Source organism: Citrobacter sp. RHBSTW-00599 (assembly GCF_013784065.1).
GTDB lineage: Bacteria > Pseudomonadota > Gammaproteobacteria > Enterobacterales > Enterobacteriaceae > Citrobacter > Citrobacter braakii.
This window is the reverse complement of record NZ_CP056717.1, coordinates 4,140,373-4,155,590: the sequence shown is the minus strand read 5'-3', so window position 1 is coordinate 4,155,590 and position 15,218 is coordinate 4,140,373. Positions and strand designations below refer to the sequence as shown.

The 15,218-nt window shown below is 54.4% G+C and carries 14 protein-coding genes and 1 pseudogene; 9 read left to right on the top strand and 6 right to left on the bottom strand.

The features are described 5' to 3' along the window. Nucleotides 1-43 precede the first annotated feature (43 nt). From fhuC to fhuB, 3 genes are read left to right on the top strand one after another with little or no spacing between them, the layout of a single operon-like run. A complete protein-coding gene (gene fhuC / locus HV243_RS20335) occupies nucleotides 44-841 on the top strand; it encodes a Fe3+-hydroxamate ABC transporter ATP-binding protein FhuC (RefSeq protein WP_053389224.1) in 798 nt (265 codons plus the stop codon). Beyond that, entirely contained in the window at nucleotides 841-1,731 is an 891-nt protein-coding gene (gene fhuD, locus HV243_RS20330) for a Fe(3+)-hydroxamate ABC transporter substrate-binding protein FhuD (protein WP_053389223.1), read from the top strand. The genes fhuC and fhuD overlap by 1 nt, the downstream gene beginning before the upstream one ends. Beyond that, on the top strand, nucleotides 1,728-3,710 hold the full coding sequence (gene fhuB / locus HV243_RS20325) for a Fe(3+)-hydroxamate ABC transporter permease FhuB (RefSeq protein ID WP_053389222.1): 1,983 nt from the start codon (nucleotides 1,728-1,730) through the stop codon (nucleotides 3,708-3,710). Before fhuD ends, fhuB begins: the two co-directional genes overlap by 4 nt. A 100-nt stretch (nucleotides 3,711-3,810) precedes the next feature. Here fhuB and hemL read toward each other — a convergent pair whose 3' ends face one another. After that, nucleotides 3,811-5,091: a glutamate-1-semialdehyde 2,1-aminomutase gene (hemL, locus tag HV243_RS20320; protein ID WP_016155721.1), complete on the bottom strand. Its 1,281-nt coding sequence runs from the start codon at nucleotides 5,089-5,091 to the stop codon at nucleotides 3,811-3,813. Between the two features lie 168 nt (nucleotides 5,092-5,259). Here hemL and clcA point away from each other — a divergent pair, with 168 nt between their 5' ends. The 3 genes and pseudogenes from clcA (at nucleotide 5,260) to erpA (ending at nucleotide 7,107) form a co-directional block, all read left to right on the top strand. After that, entirely contained in the window at nucleotides 5,260-6,681 is a 1,422-nt protein-coding gene (gene clcA / locus HV243_RS20315; RefSeq protein WP_019078400.1) for a H(+)/Cl(-) exchange transporter ClcA, read from the top strand. Nucleotides 6,682-6,704: 23 nt separating this feature from the next. Then, nucleotides 6,705-6,770, top strand: a pseudogene (gene yadW / locus HV243_RS25415) (small protein YadW). Further along, nucleotides 6,763-7,107, top strand: coding sequence for an iron-sulfur cluster insertion protein ErpA (erpA, locus tag HV243_RS20310; protein WP_003018581.1), 345 nt, complete (start codon nucleotides 6,763-6,765; stop codon nucleotides 7,105-7,107). Before yadW ends, erpA begins: the two are co-directional and overlap by 8 nt. A 119-nt stretch (nucleotides 7,108-7,226) precedes the next feature. Here the strand turns inward: erpA and HV243_RS20305 are convergent, their stop codons facing one another. Genes HV243_RS20305 through mtnN form a run of 3 tightly spaced genes read right to left on the bottom strand, consistent with a single transcriptional unit; the run spans nucleotide 7,227 to nucleotide 9,379 of the window. Next, complete coding sequence (locus HV243_RS20305; RefSeq protein ID WP_046275349.1) at nucleotides 7,227-7,850, bottom strand: TRIC cation channel family protein; 624 nt, start codon at nucleotides 7,848-7,850, stop codon at nucleotides 7,227-7,229. Between the two features lie 37 nt (nucleotides 7,851-7,887). Further along, nucleotides 7,888-8,688 carry a vitamin B12 ABC transporter substrate-binding protein BtuF gene (gene btuF, locus HV243_RS20300; RefSeq protein WP_016155723.1) on the bottom strand — a complete coding sequence of 267 codons (801 nt, stop codon included), beginning with the start codon at nucleotides 8,686-8,688 and terminating at the stop codon, nucleotides 7,888-7,890. Then, a complete protein-coding gene (mtnN, locus tag HV243_RS20295) occupies nucleotides 8,681-9,379 on the bottom strand; it encodes a 5'-methylthioadenosine/S-adenosylhomocysteine nucleosidase (RefSeq protein ID WP_016151752.1) in 699 nt (232 codons plus the stop codon). The genes btuF and mtnN overlap by 8 nt, the downstream gene beginning before the upstream one ends. Nucleotides 9,380-9,462: 83 nt before the next feature. On the opposite strand from mtnN, the gene dgt reads away from it, so the two are divergent. The 3 genes from dgt (at nucleotide 9,463) to cdaR (ending at nucleotide 13,849) form a co-directional block, all read left to right on the top strand. Beyond that, the gene (gene dgt, locus HV243_RS20290) at nucleotides 9,463-10,980 is read left to right on the top strand and encodes a dGTPase (protein WP_181603869.1); all 1,518 of its coding nucleotides are present in this window, start codon (nucleotides 9,463-9,465) and stop codon (nucleotides 10,978-10,980) included. A 129-nt stretch (nucleotides 10,981-11,109) separates the two neighbouring features. Beyond that, nucleotides 11,110-12,543, top strand: a complete 1,434-nt coding sequence (degP, locus tag HV243_RS20285; RefSeq protein ID WP_016151754.1) for a serine endoprotease DegP — start codon at nucleotides 11,110-11,112, stop codon at nucleotides 12,541-12,543. Between the two features lie 148 nt (nucleotides 12,544-12,691). Next, on the top strand, nucleotides 12,692-13,849 hold the full coding sequence (gene cdaR, locus HV243_RS20280) for a DNA-binding transcriptional regulator CdaR (protein ID WP_053389221.1): 1,158 nt from the start codon (nucleotides 12,692-12,694) through the stop codon (nucleotides 13,847-13,849). 42 nt (nucleotides 13,850-13,891) lie between these two features. Here cdaR and HV243_RS20275 read toward each other — a convergent pair whose 3' ends face one another. Both HV243_RS20275 and dapD read right to left on the bottom strand, forming a co-directional pair. After that, complete coding sequence (locus tag HV243_RS20275) at nucleotides 13,892-14,278, bottom strand: DUF3461 family protein (RefSeq protein ID WP_003018562.1); 387 nt, start codon at nucleotides 14,276-14,278, stop codon at nucleotides 13,892-13,894. A gap of 109 nt (nucleotides 14,279-14,387) precedes the next feature. After that, complete coding sequence (gene dapD / locus HV243_RS20270; RefSeq protein ID WP_003829186.1) at nucleotides 14,388-15,212, bottom strand: 2,3,4,5-tetrahydropyridine-2,6-dicarboxylate N-succinyltransferase; 825 nt, start codon at nucleotides 15,210-15,212, stop codon at nucleotides 14,388-14,390. Nucleotides 15,213-15,218 lie beyond the last annotated feature (6 nt).

The following is a 15,218-nucleotide window of genomic DNA, read 5'->3' as shown; positions in this document are numbered from 1 at the left end:
TTTTTGGGCACGCTTTGCGTGCCCGTTTTACAAGTTGGCTGCTATGCAGGAAAACAGATCCCATCCCGACACCACTTTCGCGTTGCGTAATGTCTCCTTTCGTGTGCCTGGCCGCACGCTTTTGCATCCTCTCTCATTAACTTTTCCGGTAGGGAAAGTAACCGGCCTTATCGGCCACAACGGGTCCGGAAAATCGACGTTATTGAAAATGCTGGGACGTCATCAGCCGCCGTCGGAAGGTGAAATCCTGCTCGACGAACAGCCGCTGGAGAACTGGGGCAGTAAAGCGTTTGCCCGCAAGGTCGCCTATCTGCCGCAGCAGTTGCCGCAGGCCGAAGGGATGACGGTGCGTGAACTGGTGGCGATTGGCCGCTATCCGTGGCACGGGGCGCTGGGACGTTTTGGCGTTGCCGACAGAGAGAAAGTAGAAGAAGCTATTTCGTTGGTCGGCTTAAAACCGCTGGCGCACCGCCTGGTGGATAGCCTGTCCGGCGGAGAACGCCAGCGTGCGTGGATTGCCATGCTGGTGGCGCAGGACAGCCGCTGTCTGCTGCTTGATGAGCCGACTTCCGCGCTGGATATCGCTCATCAGGTTGACGTGCTGGCGCTGGTGCATCGCTTAAGCCAGCAGCGTGGGCTAACGGTGATTGCGGTGCTGCATGATATCAACATGGCGGCCCGCTACTGCGATTACTTAGTTGCGCTGCGCGGTGGTGAAATGATTGCGCAAGGAACGCCTGCTGAACTGATGCGCAGTGAAACTCTGGAACAGATTTACGGTATCCCGATGGGCATTTTGCCGCATCCGGCCGGTGCCGCACCCGTGAGTTTTGTCTATTAATGATTGAATTACATCATATTACCCGTCGGCGTCTGCTTACGGCGATGGCGCTCTCGCCGCTGCTGTGGCGGATGAATACGGCGTCCGCCGCGGCGATTGATCCGCAGCGTATTGTGGCGCTGGAATGGCTGCCGGTAGAGCTGTTGCTGGCGCTGGGTATTACGCCGTATGGCATTGCGGATATCCCTAACTACAAGCTGTGGGTCAGTGAGCCACCTCTACCGGACTCGGTGATTGATGTCGGGCTACGCACGGAACCCAATCTCGAACTGCTGACCGAAATGAAACCCTCGTTTCTGCTCTGGTCGGCAGGCTATGGTCCTTCCCCGGAAAAGCTGGCGCGTATTGCACCTGGTCGGGGATTTAACTTCAGCGACGGTAAAAAACCGCTGATCGTTGCGCGACAATCGCTGCAGGAAATGGCGCAATTGTTTAATCTGCAGGACTCTGCTGAACGCCATCTGACTGAGTACGATCATTTTATTGCCAGCCTGAAGCCGCGCTTCATTCAACGCGGCGCGCGCCCTGTGCTTCTCACCTCCCTGCTTGATTCGCGGCATATGCTGGTGTTTGGCCCAAACAGCCTGTTTCAGGACGTGCTGGACGAATATGGGATCCCCAACGCCTGGCAGGGAGAGACAAACTTTTGGGGCAGCACTGCCGTGAGTATTGACCGTCTGGCTGCTTTTCAGGATGTCGATGTATTGTGCTTTGATCACGGCAACGATAAAGAGATGGCTGCACTGATGTCTACGCCGTTGTGGCAGGCGATGCCCTTTGTTCGCAGTGGACGTTTTCAGCGCGTGCCGGCCGTCTGGTTCTATGGCGCAACGCTATCGGCCATGCATTTTGCCCGCATTCTGGATAATGCGCTGGGAGGCAAAGCGTGAGTAAACGTATCGCACTGTTCCCCATTCTCCTGCTGACGGTTCTGTTTGTTGCCGCCTGTTGGCTCACATGGGTTAACTTCTCCGTTGCGCTACCGCGCAGCCAATGGCAACAGGCTATCTGGTCACCGGATATCGATGCCATTAAACAGATGGTTTTCCACTACAGCCTGCTGCCGAGGCTGGCGATTTCGCTGTTGGTCGGGGCCGGGCTGGGACTGGTCGGCGTATTGTTTCAGCAGGTGCTGCGTAACCCACTGGCTGAGCCAACCACGCTAGGCGTTGCGACCGGTGCGCAGTTGGGCATTACCGTCACGACGCTGTGGGCTATTCCCGGTGCGCTCACCACGCAATTTGCTGCGCTGGCAGGTGCTTGTGTCGTTGGGGCGCTGGTGTTTGGCGTCGCCTGGGGCAAACGTCTTTCTCCGGTGACGTTAATCCTTGCCGGACTGGTGGTCAGCCTGTACTGCGGGGCGATTAACCAGTTGATGGTTATCTTCCATCACGATCAACTGCAAAGCATGTTTTTATGGAGCAGCGGCACGCTAACCCAAACCGACTGGAGCGGCGTACAGCGACTGTGGCCACAGCTGCTGGGCGGCGTGATGCTGACTCTGCTGCTGTTGCGTCCAATGACGCTGATGGGACTGGATGACGGCGTGGCGCGTAACCTCGGTCTGGCGTTGTCGCTGGCGCGCCTGGCGGCCTTATCGCTGGCGATTGTCATCAGCGCCTTGCTGGTTAACGCGGTTGGGATTATCGGCTTTATTGGCCTCTTTGCACCGCTGCTGGCGAAAATGCTCGGCGCGCGGCGTCTGTTGGCGCGTCTGATGCTGGCCCCGCTGATTGGTGCGTTGATCCTCTGGCTCTCTGACCAAATCATTCTGTGGCTGACCCGCGTATGGATGGAAGTCTCCACCGGTTCGGTGACGGCGCTGATTGGCGCGCCATTGCTGCTGTGGTTGTTGCCGCGCCTTAGAAGTATGAGCGCACCGGATATGAATGCCAGCAACCGTATCGCCGCAGAGCGTCAGAATGTACTGATGTTTGCGCTGGCGGGCGGGGTGGTTTTGCTGCTGACTCTGGTGGTGGTGCTGTCGTTTGGCCGCGATGCGCACGGCTGGACATGGGCCAGCGGCGCGATGCTGGATGAACTGATGCCCTGGCGCTGGCCACGTATTCTGGCGGCGTTGATTGCCGGGGTTATGCTGGCGGTAGCGGGCTGTATTATTCAGCGTCTGACCGGAAACCCAATGGCTAGCCCGGAAGTTCTGGGCATTAGCTCCGGCGCGGCATTTGGCGTGGTGTTAATGCTGTTTCTGGTCCCCGGAAATGCCTTTGGCTGGCTGCTGCCCGCAGGGAGCCTCGGGGCTGCGGTCACCTTGCTTATCATTATGATTGCCGCCGGGCGCGGTGGTTTTTCGCCGCACCGTATGCTGCTGGCAGGGATGGCGCTCAGTACGGCGTTTACTATGTTGTTGATGATGCTGCAGGCCAGCGGCGATCCGCGTATGGCGGGCGTGCTGACCTGGATCTCCGGCTCAACTTATAACGCGACGGGCGAACAGGTACTGCGCACCGGGATTGTGATGGTTATCCTGCTGGCGCTGACGCCGCTGTGCCGTCGTTGGCTGACGATTTTACCGCTCGGCGGCGATACGGCGCGTGCGGTGGGTATGGCGATCACGCCGTCACGCGTGGGGTTACTGCTGTTGGCTGCGGGACTGACGGCGACAGCAACCATGACCATTGGACCGTTGAGTTTTGTCGGGCTGATGGCTCCGCATATTGCCCGAATGATGGGTTTTCGTCGCGCGATGCCGCATATGCTGATTTCGGCGCTGGCGGGAGGTGTGCTGCTGGTCTTTGCTGACTGGTGCGGCAGGATGGTGCTGTTTCCGTATCAGATCCCGGCGGGATTACTGTCGACGTTTATTGGCGCGCCGTACTTTATCTATCTGCTACGTAAGCAGAGTCGCTGAGGTTAATCTCTTCCATTTAGGCTGCGTCGCCATCCGGCAATAAAAAAGCCGGGTGGCGGCTTCGCCTTACCCGGCCTACGTTATTTCTGGGCGTTATCTTTTACAATTTCGCAAACACCCGGCGCGCGGCGTCGATGGTGTTATTGATATCGTCTTCACTGTGCGCGACGGACATAAAGCCCGCTTCGAAGGCGGACGGCGCCAGGTAAATCCCTTCATCCAGCATCATGTGGAAGAAACGCTTGAAGCGTTCAACGTCGCATGCCATCACATCCTGATAGCAGGTCACGGTTTCTGCATCGGTGAAGAAAATCCCGAACATCCCGCCCACATGGTTAACCACCAGCGGAATATTCGTCTCTTCGGCGGCTTCCAGCAGACCTTCCGCCAGACGCGTCGTCAGTTCATTCAGCGTTTCATGAATACCCGGCTGGGCCACTTCGTTCAGACAAGCAAAGCCTGCCGCCATCGCAATCGGGTTACCTGAAAGCGTACCCGCCTGATACACCGGACCGGTCGGCGCCAGCGCGTCCATCACATCACGGCGACCGCCGAATGCGCCAACGGGCATCCCGCCACCGATGATTTTGCCAAGGCAGGTCAGATCCGGAACGACGCCGTAATAATCCTGCGCACCGGCTAGCGCCACGCGGAAACCGGTCATGACTTCATCGATGATCAACAGTGCGCCAAACTCATCACACAGGGCACGCAGGCCCGGCAGGAATTCTGGCAGCGGCGGGATGCAGTTCATGTTGCCTGCGACCGGCTCAACGATAATGCAGGCGATCTCCTGCGGATACTGTTCAAATGCCGCACGAACTGAAGAGAGATCGTTGTAGGTGCAGGTCAGGGTGTGTTTCGCGAAATCGGCTGGAACGCCCGGGGAGTTTGGCTGACCCAGCGTTAACGCGCCGGAACCAGCTTTAACCAGCAGGCAGTCGGCATGACCGTGATAGCAGCCTTCAAATTTGATGATCTTATCGCGACCGGTGAAACCGCGCGCCAGACGGATTGCGCTCATCGTCGCTTCCGTACCGGAGTTCACCATACGCACCATATCCATGGTCGGCACAAGTTCAGTGACCAGCTCCGCCATTTTCACTTCCATCTCGGTCGGCGCGCCGAAGCTTAAACCGCGCTCCGCGGCTTCAATCACCGCATTGCGAATTGCCGGGTGGTTATGGCCCAGTACCATCGGTCCCCAGGAACCGACGTAATCGACATAGGCTTTACCATCGACATCGTACAGATACGCGCCGTCCGCTTTTTCGATAAACAGCGGAGTACCACCCACGCCAGTAAAGGCGCGAACGGGGGAGTTAACGCCGCCAGGGATAAGTTCGCGTGCTGCGCTGTAGAGATTTTCAGACTTACTCATGGATGGGGTCCTGGTTCGTAGAAAAAGTAAATGCCCGCTATTCTAGTTATTCAGAGAAGGTTATGAAAGTTTTACGCATTTGAAACAATGCGATTTGCAGGGGATTTTCGTGAAATGTGCGAGTAGAATGCCGATTCCGTATTTGTATTACCAATTAATGATCATCTGATGAAGACTGACTCTCCCTCTTTTGAAGCACAACAAATTGTGCGTTTACGCCGCAGGGATCAAATCCGTCGACTCCTGGAACGCGATAAAACGCCGCTGGCGATCCTGTTGATGGCCGCCGTTGTCGGTACCGTGACGGGGCTTGTTGGCGTGGCATTTGAGAAAGCGGTGACCTGGGTGCAAAATCAGCGCATTGGCGCCCTGGCCCAGGTTGCGGACCATGCCATTCTGCTTTGGCCGCTGGCGTTTATTCTCTCTGCATTGCTGGCGATGGTCGGCTATTTTCTGGTTCGTAAATTTGCGCCGGAAGCGGGAGGCTCGGGGATCCCTGAGATTGAAGGCGCGCTGGAAGAGCTACGACCTGTGCGCTGGTGGCGCGTTCTGCCGGTGAAATTTATTGGCGGCATGGGCACGCTGGGAGCCGGTATGGTGCTCGGGCGAGAAGGGCCGACCGTACAGATAGGCGGGAACATTGGGCGCATGGTGCTGGATATTTTCCGCATGCGCAGCGCTGAAGCGCGACATACCCTGCTGGCCACCGGTGCGGCTGCGGGTTTGTCGGCGGCGTTTAATGCGCCTCTGGCGGGGATCCTGTTCATTATTGAAGAGATGCGCCCGCAGTTTCGCTATAACCTCGTCTCGATCAAAGCCGTGTTTACCGGCGTTATTATGTCGAGCATCGTGTTTCGTGTGTTCAACGGTGAAGCACCGATTATTGAAGTCGGGAAGCTGTCTAATGCGCCGGTAAATACGCTGTGGCTGTATCTTGTGCTGGGGCTTATTTTTGGCTGTGTCGGGCCGTTGTTCAACACCATGGTGTTGCGTACCCAGGATATGTTCCAGCGCTTCCACGGCGGTGAAATTAAAAAATGGGTGCTGATGGGTGGCGCGATTGGTGGCCTGTGCGGGATCCTGGGATTAATTAAACCGGAAGCGGCAGGCGGCGGGTTTAACCTGATTCCTATCGCCGCGGCGGGTAATTTTAGCGTCGGTTTACTGCTGTTTATATTTATTACCCGGGTGATCACCACGCTGTTGTGCTTCTCGTCCGGCGCGCCCGGTGGGATTTTTGCCCCGATGCTGGCGTTGGGCACATTACTTGGCACTGCGTTCGGTATGGCCGCGGCGGCCTCTTTTCCACAGTATCATCTGGAGGCCGGAACTTTTGCCATTGCCGGAATGGGGGCTTTGCTGGCGGCTTCGGTACGTGCACCGCTAACCGGTATTGTACTGGTGCTGGAGATGACCGATAACTATCAGCTCATTTTGCCAATGATTATTACCTGTCTTGGCGCAACACTATTAGCCCAATTTATGGGTGGAAAGCCGCTATACTCGACTATCCTTGCCCGCACGCTGGCAAAACAGGAAGCGGAGCAAGCGGCAAAAAGCCAGAGTACCGCCGCTGGCGAGAATACTTGAACGAAATACCAGGGTATTAGATAATGGCCTTAACCATTGGGTTATAATTTGCCCAATTGCCAATGTCGTTTGGAGCAAAATATGAGTGATGACGTAGCGCTGCCACTGCAATTTACTGAAGCAGCAGCCAATAAAGTAAAAAGCCTGATCGCTGACGAAGATAACCCGAATCTGAAATTACGCGTGTATATCACCGGCGGTGGTTGCAGCGGTTTCCAGTACGGTTTCACCTTTGATGATCAGGTGAACGATGGTGATATGACCATTGAGAAACAAGGTGTGGGTCTGGTGGTTGATCCGATGAGCCTGCAATATCTGGTGGGCGGCGCGGTTGACTATACCGAAGGTCTGGAAGGTTCCCGCTTCGTTGTGACTAACCCCAATGCGAAAAGCACCTGCGGGTGTGGTTCTTCTTTCAGCATCTGATTGCTGCCTGTAATACCGATGGTCTGATGGTGTAGGCCCGGTAAGCGTAGCGCCACCGGGCAATGTGCCGGTTGGCGGCGTAAACGCCTTATCCGGCCTACATGTTCTGCATCATCACATCAGCGCCCGTTATCATCCAGTGCAAACGTCGGCAATTTCAAATGCCAGCGAATGGCGGCAAGCCTAATCAGCAGGGTGACGATCATCCCCATCATACTGGCGTTTTCCAGCGATACATTAAAGGTATAAAACGCTGTCGCATGCACGATCCCGCCGATAATACATGCCGTGGCGTAGATTTCGGTGCGCAGAATCATCGGGACTTCACGAGCTAACACGTCGCGAATGATCCCGCCGCCGACGCCGGTAATCACTCCCATACAGATCGCCACCAGGGGGCCCGTCCCGGCGAGAAATGCTTTATTGACGCCAATCCCCACGAACACCGCCAGGCCAACGGCATCCAGCACTGGAAGGATCCACTTCGGTAAACGTCGTGGCTGACGTATCAGCAGGATTGTCAGCATGCTGGTGATCATGGCCACCACCAGATCGGTGGGATCCTTAACCCAAAATACCGGCCCATGATCCAGCGCCATATCGCGGATCGTTCCGCCGCCAACGGCGGTAACCACCCCGAGGACCAGGACGCCAAACGGGTCCATACGCAATTTTCCGGCCAGTAAGACGCCAGAGATAGCAAATACCGCGGTGCCGACAATATCCAGCCAATAGACGAGCATTTTTAAATCCTCACAACAGACCTGGTGGGGGCAGGCGCTAATTTATCTGTGAAAGCGCATTACAGAGTTGTTTTGCGGCGAGGATAATACGCGGGCTCGCGCGTTCGAACCAGTCACTATTAAGTGTAATAATGGGTATTTTTAGCTGGTTTCCCCAGTATTGTTCAATTTTCAGAGTTTCGCCTGGCCCTCCGGTTGCAACAATAGCCTGGGGCGCTCGTGCCAGGACCTGCTCACGGCTAACCTGTGGCCAGGGGACCCGACTGCCGGCAAAGATGTTTTCTCCACCGCATACCTCAAGAACTTCGTGCTGAATGGAGCCTTTTCCACTGGTAAACAGAGGATTTGCGCCAAACTGGAGAAACACGCGTTTTTTCGGTTTGTTGGCATACCGAGATTTTAGTAAAGCATAGTCATCAAGCATGGTTTGCGCCGCCTGTTTGGCCTGCTCAGGCTTTGGGCTCCACGCTGCCAGCTGGCGGAGCGCATCGGCGACCTGCTCGATGGTAACGGCGTCCACCCAGATGACCTTAATTCCCAGGGCGGTCAGCTGATTCACCTGCCGCTCAGCATTTCCCCCGCGCCAGGCGACGACTAAATCCGGTTTAAGCGCCACAATGCGTTCAAGGTTCATACCTTGCCAGGTGGAAACCTCCTCGATATTTTTGGCCGCTGGCGGGTAGTTTGAGTAGCTACTGACGCCTACGGGTGTAATGCCGGCGGCAAAGGCGAGTTCGGTATTGGCAGGAGAAAGCGTCACAACACGCGGTGCGGCGTACAGGAACGCCGGAAGAGTGAATAGCAGGGCGACCAGCGCCCTGGAGAGTAATTTAGCCATGCGCCAGTTTCTGTACCAGCGTTTCAACCATCAGGCTTGACTGTTTCGCGGCAACAACCAGGAACTCGTCAAAGCTGAGATGGGACTGCTGATCGGCGACGTCAGAGATGGCGCGAACCACGACAAACGGCACATTGAAGTTATGGCAAACGTGCGCAATCGCGGTCGCTTCCATCTCAACGGCAATGGCCTGCGGGAAGTTATGCTTAATTTTAGCCAGACCCACGGAGCCATTAATGAAGGCATCGCCGCTGACGATAAGTCCGCGAACGGCGTTCAGATTGAGTTGCGCAATGCAGGATTCTGCTGCAGCAATCAGCGCAGGATCGGCTTTAAAACCAGCCGGGCAGCCCGGTAACTGACCAAATTCATAGCCAAAGGCGGTAACGTCGGCATCGTGATAGCGCGCTTCGTCAGAAACCACAATATCGCCGACTTTCAGCGTAGAGGCCAGGCCGCCCGCGGAACCAGTGTTAATGATGGCATCCGGCTTGCAGCGTTCAAGCAGCAGCGTAGCGCCCAGCGCCGCCGCCACTTTACCGATACCTGATTTCAGTAGCGCAACCTCTGTACCGTTCAGTTGGCCGGTGTAAATTTCACAACCGCCGAGAGAGAGGGTCTGACGGTTTTCGATTTTGTCACGCAGCAGCGTAACTTCTTCTTCCATTGCACCAATGATGCCGATTTTCATAGATTTACTCGCGATAAGCCAGATTTGAGGGCATAGTCTATCATGCGCTTAAGGGGTAGCGCATTTCTCAGGCGGGAGAGGATATGGTACAGATCGATTTCCGAAAAAAAATAAACTGGCATCGTCGTTACCGTTCGCCGCAGGGCGTGAAGACGGAGCATGAGATCCTGCGTATTTTCGAAAGCGATCGTGGACGTATTATCAATTCTCCGGCTATTCGCCGACTGCAACAAAAAACCCAGGTCTTTCCGCTGGAGCGTAACGCGGCGGTGCGCACGCGCCTGACGCACTCGATGGAAGTTCAGCAAGTTGGGCGCTATATCGCTAAAGAGATCCTCAGCCGGCTGAAAGAACTAAAACTGCTGGAGCAGTATGGTCTGGATGAACTGACGGGACCGTTTGAGAGTATTGTCGAAATGTCGTGCCTGATGCATGACATTGGCAATCCGCCGTTTGGTCATTTTGGTGAAGCGGCGATTAATGACTGGTTCCGCCGGCGGCTGTATCCCGCCGACGCGGAAAGTCAGCCCCTCAGCGACGACCGCTGCCTGGTGGCGGCGTTACGTTTGCGCGAAGGCGAAGAGTCGCTGAATGATATTCGCCGTAAGGTGCGCCAGGACCTGTGCCATTTTGAAGGTAATGCCCAAGGGATTCGTCTGGTGCATACTTTGATGCGTATGAATCTTACCTGGGCTCAGGTTGGTGGTATTTTAAAATATACCCGTCCGGCGTGGTGGCGTGGAAGTACGCCTACGACGCATAACTATTTAATGAAGAAACCGGGCTATTACCTTTCTGAAGAACCCTATATTGAACGGTTACGTAAAGAATTATCATTAGCGCCCTACAGTCGCTTTCCATTAACCTGGATAATGGAAGCTGCCGATGATATCTCTTATTGCGTGGCCGACCTGGAAGATGCCGTTGAGAAAAGAATCTTTAGCGTCGAACAACTTTATCACCATCTGCATGAGGCGTGGGGGCATCACGAAAAAGGTTCCCTGTTTAGTCAGGTTGTTGAGAATGCCTGGGAGAAATCACGTTCAAATACATTAAGCCGGAGCACGGAAGATCAGTTCTTTATGTATTTACGCGTCAATACGCTGAATAAACTGGTGCCGTATGCAGCCCAGCGGTTTATTGATAATTTACCGCAGGTTTTTGACGGCAGCTTTAATCACGCGCTGTTAGAAGATGCCAGTAGCTTTAGTCAGTTGCTGGGGGTCTATAAAAATGTGGCGGTAAAACACGTATTTAGTCATCCGGACGTTGAGCAGTTGGAATTGCAGGGGTATCGGGTGATCAGCGGGTTGCTGGAGATCTATCAGCCTTTATTAAAAATGTCCCAGTCAGATTTTACTGAGCTGGTCGACAATGAAAGAGTTAAACGTTTTCCTATCGAATCACGATTATTTCAGAAGTTGTCTACTCGACATCGTCTTGCTTATGTCGAGGCGGTTAGTAAAATATCAACGGGTTGCGCTGAGTTTTCGGTAATGGAATATTATTATCGCTGCCGGCTGATTCAGGATTATATCAGCGGGATGACCGATCTGTATGCCTGGGATGAATATCGTCGCTTGATGGCCGTAGAGCAATAAATACTCATTTGTAAAGACGGCCAATAAAATTTTACTTTTTCCTTAAACTCAATTCTGGAACTTAGCGCTATAAAACGACTCTGACGTATACAGCAATTTTGCGTTACCTGTTAATCGAGAACGAAACACATGAAAAAAACCACATTAGCAATGAGTGCACTGGCTCTGAGTTTAGGTTTGGCGTTGTCCCCCCTGTCTGCCACAGCGGCTGAGACGTCGTCTTCAGCAATGACCGCCCAACAGATGCCAAGCCTGGCCCCGATGCTCGAAAAAGTGATGCCATCGGTGGTAAGTATTAACGTCGAGGGGAGCACGACGGTAAATACGCCGCGTATGCCGCGTAATTTCCAGCAGTTCTTCGGTGATAATTCACCATTCTGCCAGGACGGTTCACCGTTCCAGAGTTCACCGTTCTGCCAGGGCGGCGCGCCGGGCGCTGACAACGGCGGCGGCCAGCAGCAGAAATTTATGGCGCTGGGTTCCGGCGTAATTATTGATGCCGCGAAAGGGTATGTCGTGACCAACAACCACGTGGTGGATAACGCCACGGTGATTAAGGTTCAGTTGAGCGATGGCCGTAAATTTGATGCGAAGATTGTGGGTAAAGATCCGCGCTCCGATATCGCGCTGATCCAAATTCAGGATCCGAAAAACCTGACGGCGATTAAGCTGGCAGATTCCGACGCGCTGCGTGTGGGTGATTACACCGTAGCAATTGGTAACCCGTTTGGCCTCGGTGAGACCGTGACCTCCGGTATTGTTTCTGCGCTGGGCCGTAGCGGCCTGAACGCGGAAAACTACGAAAACTTTATTCAGACGGATGCCGCGATCAACCGGGGTAACTCCGGTGGCGCACTGGTCAACCTGAACGGTGAGCTGATCGGTATTAACACCGCGATCCTTGCGCCGGACGGCGGCAACATTGGTATCGGCTTTGCAATCCCGAGCAACATGGTGAAAAACCTGACGTCGCAGATGGTTGAGTTTGGTCAGGTTAAACGCGGTGAGCTGGGTATTATGGGTACCGAGCTGAGCTCTGAGCTGGCGAAAGCGATGAAAGTTGATGCTCAGCGTGGCGCATTTGTCAGCCAGGTGATGCCGAACTCTTCCGCAGCGAAAGCAGGTATTAAAGCCGGGGATGTGATTACCTCCCTGAACGGTAAACCGATCAGCAGCTTCGCCGCCCTGCGTGCGCAGGTGGGTACGATGCCGGTAGGCAGCAAAATTAACCTTGGCCTGTTGCGTGACGGTAAGCCGGTCACTGTGAATCTGGAACTGCAGCAGAGCAGCCAGACTCAGGTTGATTCCAGCTCTATCTTCAAAGGCATTGAAGGGGCTGATATGAGCAACAAAGGCCAGGACAAAGGGGTCGTGGTCAGCGAGGTGAAAGCGAATTCTCCGGCTGCACGGATTGGCCTGAAGAAAGGGGATGTGATTATCGGTGCGAACCAGCAGCCGGTGAAAAATATCGCCGAACTGCGCAAAATCCTCGACAGCAAACCGGCTGTACTGGCGCTGAACATTCAGCGTGGTGACAGCTCCATCTATCTGTTGATGCAGTAATCTCCCTCAACCCCTTCCTGCACAGGAAGGGGTTTCTTTTTGTGATACTTCCCACAACTCCATACTTCTCCCTCTCGCTTTGTGCAGTTGCACAATGCCGCCGCTTATTATCTTCCCTATGCTTGAGCTCTGCTCACAGGAGGGGTTTATGGCTGGCTGGCATCTTGATACCAAAATGGCGCAGGATATCGTAGCGCGAACCATGCGCATCATTGATACCAATATCAACGTAATGGATGCCCGCGGGCGGATCATTGGCAGCGGCGATCGCGAACGAATTGGTGAATTGCACGAAGGCGCGCTGCTGGTGCTTTCACAAGGTCGGGTGGTCGATATTGACGATGCGGTAGCCCGGCATTTACACGGTGTGCGTCAGGGGATAAACCTGCCGCTGCGTCTGGAAGGCGAAATCGTTGGCGTTATCGGTCTTACCGGCGAGCCGGAACATCTGCGCAAGTATGGCGAACTGGTGTGCATGACCGCCGAAATGATGCTGGAACAGTCGCGTCTGATGCATCTGTTAGCGCAGGATAGCCGTCTGCGTGAAGAGCTGGTGATGAACCTGATTCAGGCTGAAGAGAATACCCCGGCGCTGATGGAATGGGCACAGCGATTGGGCATTGATTTGAACCAGCCGCGCGTGGTGGCGGTAGTGGAGGTCGACAGCGGTCAGCTTGGCGTTGATAGTGCGATGGCGGAGCTACAGCAATTGCAGAACGCGTTGACTACACCCGAACGTAATAATCTGATTGCGATTGTTTCTCTGACCGAGATGGTGGTGCTGAAACCAGCGCTCAATCAGTTTGGCCGCTGGGACGCTGAAGATCATCGCAAGCGCGTTGAGCAACTGATTGCCCGCATGAAAGAGAATGGACAACTGCGTTTTCGCGTGTCGCTGGGCAACTATTTTACTGGGCCCGGCAGCATTGCCCGTTCGTATCGTACGGCGCGCACCACCATGATGGTCGGCAAGCAGCGAATGCCGGAAAACCGGAGCTATTTCTATCAGGACTTGATGCTGCCGGTGCTGCTGGACAGCCTGCGCGGCGGCTGGCAGGCCAATGAGCTGGCGCGCCCGCTGGTAAGGCTGAAAGCGATGGATAACAACGGTTTGCTGCGTCGAACATTATCAGCATGGTTTCGACATAACGTTCAGCCGCTAGCGACCTCAAAAGCATTGTTTATTCACCGCAATACGCTGGAGTATCGCCTGAACCGTATCTCAGAGCTGACCGGGCTGGATCTGGGGAATTTTGACGATCGACTGCTGCTGTATGTGGCGTTGCAGCTGGATGAGCAGCATTGATTAATTGCCTGATAAGCGTAGCGCTATCAGGCAACAATCTACCTATTTGCGCGTCAGTTTTTCCAGATCGGCTTCAATCTCGCTGATCTTGTTGGTCACGACGCTTTCCAGATGACGTAAATCATCGAGGATCTTGCGTTTAAGATCGACTTCGCTGCGATCTCGCTGGCAGATCTGATCCAGTTCGTCGATCACGTAGCGCAGGTTGGGACTGATCTCCTGCACTTCTTTGTAACCCTGGCCGACGCCATCGGCGACAACCGTTTTACGTTGACGGGGATATTTGAACTTCACGCTCTTGGCAAAAAACTCGCCTTTATCCTTCTGGAAATAGATTTTCAGGATATCGTTGTTGGCTTCTTGCCGCAGGCTGTAACGATCGATCTCTTCAGGATTAGTAATGCCCAGACTTTTCAGATTGTCATACATAGCGGTACCCTTAAGCTCACTATAACCATTGAATAATTAACGAAAAGCCTTGTTTATGCCACTCGCAGATGTAAAAAAAGCGGGCTAAGCCCGCTTTTTCAAATCGCTGTTAGTCGATGGTGCGTAACAGTTCGTTGATTCCCACTTTGCCACGCGTTTTGGCATCGACTTTCTTCACAATCACCGCGCAGTACAGGCTGTATTTGCCATCTTTCGACGGCAGGTTTCCGGAGACGACCACGGAGCCCGCCGGAACGCGGCCGTAATGCACTTCGCCGGTTTCGCGATCGTAAATACGGGTGCTCTGGCCGATATACACACCCATGGAAATGACAGAGCCTTCTTCGACGATCACGCCTTCAACCACTTCAGAGCGCGCGCCGATGAAGCAGTTGTCTTCGATGATGGTCGGGTTAGCCTGCAACGGTTCCAGTACGCCACCAATACCAACGCCACCGGACAGGTGTACGTTCTTACCGATTTGCGCACAGGAACCCACGGTCGCCCAGGTATCAACCATCGTACCTTCATCAACATAAGCGCCGATGTTCACGTAAGACGGCATCAGCACGGTGTTACGGGCGATAAACGCGCCCTGACGCACTGCCGCAGGCGGAACCACGCGGAAACCTTCTTTCTGGAAGCGCGCTTCGTCGTAGTTGGCGAATTTCATCGGCACTTTATCGAAGTAACGGCTTTCCGCACCTTCGATAACCTGATTATCGTTAATACGGAAAGAGAGCAGGACCGCCTTTTTCAGCCACTGATGCGTGACCCACTGACCCTCAATCTTTTCTGCGACGCGCAGTGCACCGGAATCCAGTAAAGAAATAACCTGATTCACCGCTTCGCGGGTTACGGTATCTACATTTGCCGGAGTAATGTCGGCACGGCGCTCGAAAGCGGACTCAATAACGTTCTGTAACTGCTGCATTGTTAA

Bases quoted from the DNA above. Each gene is read 5' to 3' on its own strand.
- fhuC (WP_053389224.1), top strand. From the start codon at position 44: ATGCAGGAAAACAGATCCCATCCCGACACCACTTTCGCGTTGCGTAAT.
- fhuD (WP_053389223.1), top strand. From the start codon at position 841: ATGATTGAATTACATCATATTACCCGTCGGCGTCTGCTTACGGCGATG.
- hemL (WP_016155721.1), bottom strand. From the start codon at position 5,091: ATGAGTAAGTCTGAAAATCTCTACAGCGCAGCACGCGAACTTATCCCT.
- clcA (WP_019078400.1), top strand. From the start codon at position 5,260: ATGAAGACTGACTCTCCCTCTTTTGAAGCACAACAAATTGTGCGTTTA.
- erpA (WP_003018581.1), top strand. From the start codon at position 6,763: ATGAGTGATGACGTAGCGCTGCCACTGCAATTTACTGAAGCAGCAGCC.
- HV243_RS20305 (WP_046275349.1), bottom strand. From the start codon at position 7,850: ATGCTCGTCTATTGGCTGGATATTGTCGGCACCGCGGTATTTGCTATC.
- btuF (WP_016155723.1), bottom strand. From the start codon at position 8,688: ATGGCTAAATTACTCTCCAGGGCGCTGGTCGCCCTGCTATTCACTCTT.
- mtnN (WP_016151752.1), bottom strand. From the start codon at position 9,379: ATGAAAATCGGCATCATTGGTGCAATGGAAGAAGAAGTTACGCTGCTG.
- dgt (WP_181603869.1), top strand. From the start codon at position 9,463: ATGGTACAGATCGATTTCCGAAAAAAAATAAACTGGCATCGTCGTTAC.
- degP (WP_016151754.1), top strand. From the start codon at position 11,110: ATGAAAAAAACCACATTAGCAATGAGTGCACTGGCTCTGAGTTTAGGT.
- cdaR (WP_053389221.1), top strand. From the start codon at position 12,692: ATGGCTGGCTGGCATCTTGATACCAAAATGGCGCAGGATATCGTAGCG.
- HV243_RS20275 (WP_003018562.1), bottom strand. From the start codon at position 14,278: ATGTATGACAATCTGAAAAGTCTGGGCATTACTAATCCTGAAGAGATC.
- dapD (WP_003829186.1), bottom strand. From the start codon at position 15,212: ATGCAGCAGTTACAGAACGTTATTGAGTCCGCTTTCGAGCGCCGTGCC.